The sequence below is a fragment of the Mesorhizobium sp. M4A.F.Ca.ET.050.02.1.1 genome (assembly GCF_003997725.1).
Classification (GTDB): Bacteria; Pseudomonadota; Alphaproteobacteria; order Rhizobiales; family Rhizobiaceae; genus Mesorhizobium.
Map to the genome: position 1 here is coordinate 1 of NZ_RZSG01000778.1, position 2,773 is coordinate 2,773.

The window sequence follows — 2,773 nt, forward strand, 5'->3', positions numbered from 1 at the left end:
GTCCGGATCGATGCCGAGCCACCCATCGACTGCCTGCGGGGCGAGCGCGACCGCCGTTTCTATTCCGATCCCTATTTCCCGGAACTCGATCGCTAGAGCGGTTCAGCGTTTCAAGGAATCGCGGAACCGCTCTAACTTTTTGTTTCTACGCGATTCAGGACGGAAAACCGTTACACACTTTTCCTGGAATTGCTCTAAGCCGACAGGTTCGGGGCACGACAAGATCAGGCGGGCCGCGCGCCGTATTTCTCGCGGAACTCGTCATAGAGGTCACGCCGGCGGCGGCGACCGTCGACATAGCCGCGCAACAGCTGCGGCAGCGAGTAGCCGAGCGACTTGGACGAGCGGTTGGCCAGATAACCGGCGAATGCCTGCGAAATCCTGCCCTTCATCGTATCGGCGATGATCTGGCGCGCGATCATATAGGGCGGGATCTCGGGATAGCGGTCAGCGATGTAAGGGTGCTTGTCGATGAGGTTCGCATAGGCCTCGACATAGCCGTCACGGCGGCCGGAAATCGAATTCTCCGAATTGTATTTCTTCCAGTCGATTTCCTCGGTGAGCAGCGCGCCGCCGCGGCGGGCGAAGCGCAGCAGCAATTCGCGATCCTGCATGCGCGCGATGTCGCTGTCGTAGCCGCCGATCGCCAGCAGCGATTCATGCCGGGCGGTTATCGCGGAACCGGCGATGAATATGGTCTGGGAGACCAGGGCCCGTTCCAACGTGTTGCGGGTCAGGAAAGCCTCGCGGTTGACGCATCTGGTGGCCCGGTTGCCCTTCACGGACACGAAAGAGCTGATGAGGACTTCCAGCGACGGATTCTCATCGAAGCGCGCCAGCGTGCGTTCCAGCCGGTCCGGCAGATAGACGTCGTCCGAATCGAGAAATGTGACAATGGGCGCCCGCGCGCGTTCGATACCGGCATTGCGGGCGGCGTTGGCGCCACGCCATTTCGCGCCGACATAGATCAGCCGGGGATCGCGGATTTCGGCAAGCGCCGCCGCCGTGCCGTCGGTGGAGCCGTCATCGACGACAATGTGCTCGAAACGGACAAGGCTCTGGGCCAGCACGCTTTCCACGGCGCGCACGACCTGGCTGCGCCGGTTGTGGGTTGGCGTGATCACTGTGATGAGGGGCGCCGGCTCGGGAGCTTTCGGCATGCAACTAGGCCCCGGATTCTGGGATATTCGGATGGATCTGAGGCCGCCTTCCATGCCCGCCCAGGATTGCGTTCGGTGGAACGCTACAAAAAAGAGGCCTCCGTGTCATCTCGACCGCCCGGCGCTCAGGGCCTGCAACCGGCAAATTCCGCGACACCGCGCCTCAACTGCAACACTTTAGCTGTGGCCGATATAGTCCGGCACGAGCTCGACCCTGTCGCCGACGATGCCCGCGGCAAAGCTGAGCTGTCCCCAGAAGACCAAGGTATAGAACGCCAGGCCGACGATGACGGCGAACGGGATTTGCCAAAGCGGCATGCCTGCGGGGTGCGCATGGCCCACGATGCGCCGCGCCGTGCGCCACGACATGGTGAACCAGCGGCTGAACGACTTGACGATCCGCTGGCCCCGGCTGGGCGACCGGAGCGCGACGAATTTCCTGTCGGCATCCCTGCCGGTCACCAATGCGCGCCAGAAAAAGAACCGCCAGCCCCGCGGGGAATAGTGGTAGACGCGAGCGTTGACGTTGCGCAGATCGTGGCCTTCGCGGCGCAGTTGGTGCATCAGCAAGGTGCAGGAGACCTTGAAGCCATTGTTTTCAGGAAACGGGTGGCTGGAAATCCAGTCGCGCCGGAAGGCAGTATTGTTGGCGTTGAGGGCCCGTTTCGAGGCGAACCTCTTGTCGCCCTGGGCCATCGGGAAGAACCACATCAGGGCAAAGGTTCTCGAAAAGAAGTCATCGCACAAAAGATACGTGTAGCCGTTGACACAGACGATGCCAGGGTCCTGAAACGGGCCGAGCAGGGTTGCAAGCCAGTCGCGTTCCGGTACGGTGTCTGAGTCCAGGAAGACGACCAGTTCGCCCTCGGTTGCCTTGATGCCATTGTTCTTGAGGTCGTAGTAGCGGCCGCCAGGGCAAGCCACGAAGCCTATCTCCGCCACTTCTTCCAATCGCGGCGCTTCGGCACGGAAGTTGCGCCGAAGCGTGTCCGCGTCCTCGGCTTGCCCGCCATGCGAGATGATCAGTTTCGGTCTCGCAAAGCCGATCGCGGAAACCGCGGCGATTTCGCGCGCCAGGGCGTTCAGCCCAACGCCGATCTCGGCCCAGTCGATCGACTTGGCGTTCTCCATTTCCACGACGATTGAATAGTCGGGGTATTCGTCAGCCATCGGGGGCGCTACCGGTTCATCGGAGTGTATGTCGCTATAACCCTGGTGGCCTGCTGTCAAACGACCGAGACGCTACCCACATCTGCGAGTTCGCCGCCTCGATCAAGTGGGTTTTCGTTGTTTCTAGTTCTTCAGGAAACCACGGAAGTGGCGCGGGCGATGCCAGAAGCTCGAAGGATCGGCGTACTCGGACAGAAAGCGCTCCCTCCATTCGTCATTGATTGTGTCGCGCTGGATTTCGAGACCTGACTCGATGTTGGTTCCCCAGGTAAGTTCGGTATCCGCCAAGCGTGCAATTTGCTTGAGGCTTGCTCGCGGATCTTGCTGAATTTGCTCGTAAGTCAGAGAAAGGTAGGGCAGTCCGTTTTTTGCGAACCAGCCATCCCAAGCCAGATTTTCCATCAGAATTCTTTCAAGCGAATCGACGATCGCGCAACCGTCAT

The 2,773-nt window shown here is 60.7% G+C and carries 3 protein-coding genes; all 3 read right to left on the reverse strand.

The features are described 5' to 3' along the window. Positions 1-224: 224 nt before the first annotated feature. Positions 225-1,160, reverse strand: a complete 936-nt coding sequence (locus tag EOA33_RS30990; RefSeq protein ID WP_126058072.1) for a glycosyltransferase family 2 protein — start codon at positions 1,158-1,160, stop codon at positions 225-227. A gap of 177 nt (positions 1,161-1,337) precedes the next feature. Beyond that, positions 1,338-2,330 (reverse strand): glycosyltransferase family 2 protein, encoded by a 993-nt coding sequence (locus EOA33_RS30995; protein WP_126058073.1) that lies wholly within the window; start codon positions 2,328-2,330, stop codon positions 1,338-1,340. Positions 2,331-2,453: 123 nt separating this feature from the next. Beyond that, a partial coding sequence (locus EOA33_RS31000; RefSeq protein WP_145989376.1) for a Stf0 family sulfotransferase occupies positions 2,454-2,773 on the reverse strand: 320 nt, incomplete at its 5' end.

Bases quoted from the DNA above. Each gene is read 5' to 3' on its own strand.
- EOA33_RS30990 (WP_126058072.1), bottom strand. From the start codon at position 1,160: ATGCCGAAAGCTCCCGAGCCGGCGCCCCTCATCACAGTGATCACGCCA.
- EOA33_RS30995 (WP_126058073.1), bottom strand. From the start codon at position 2,330: ATGGCTGACGAATACCCCGACTATTCAATCGTCGTGGAAATGGAGAAC.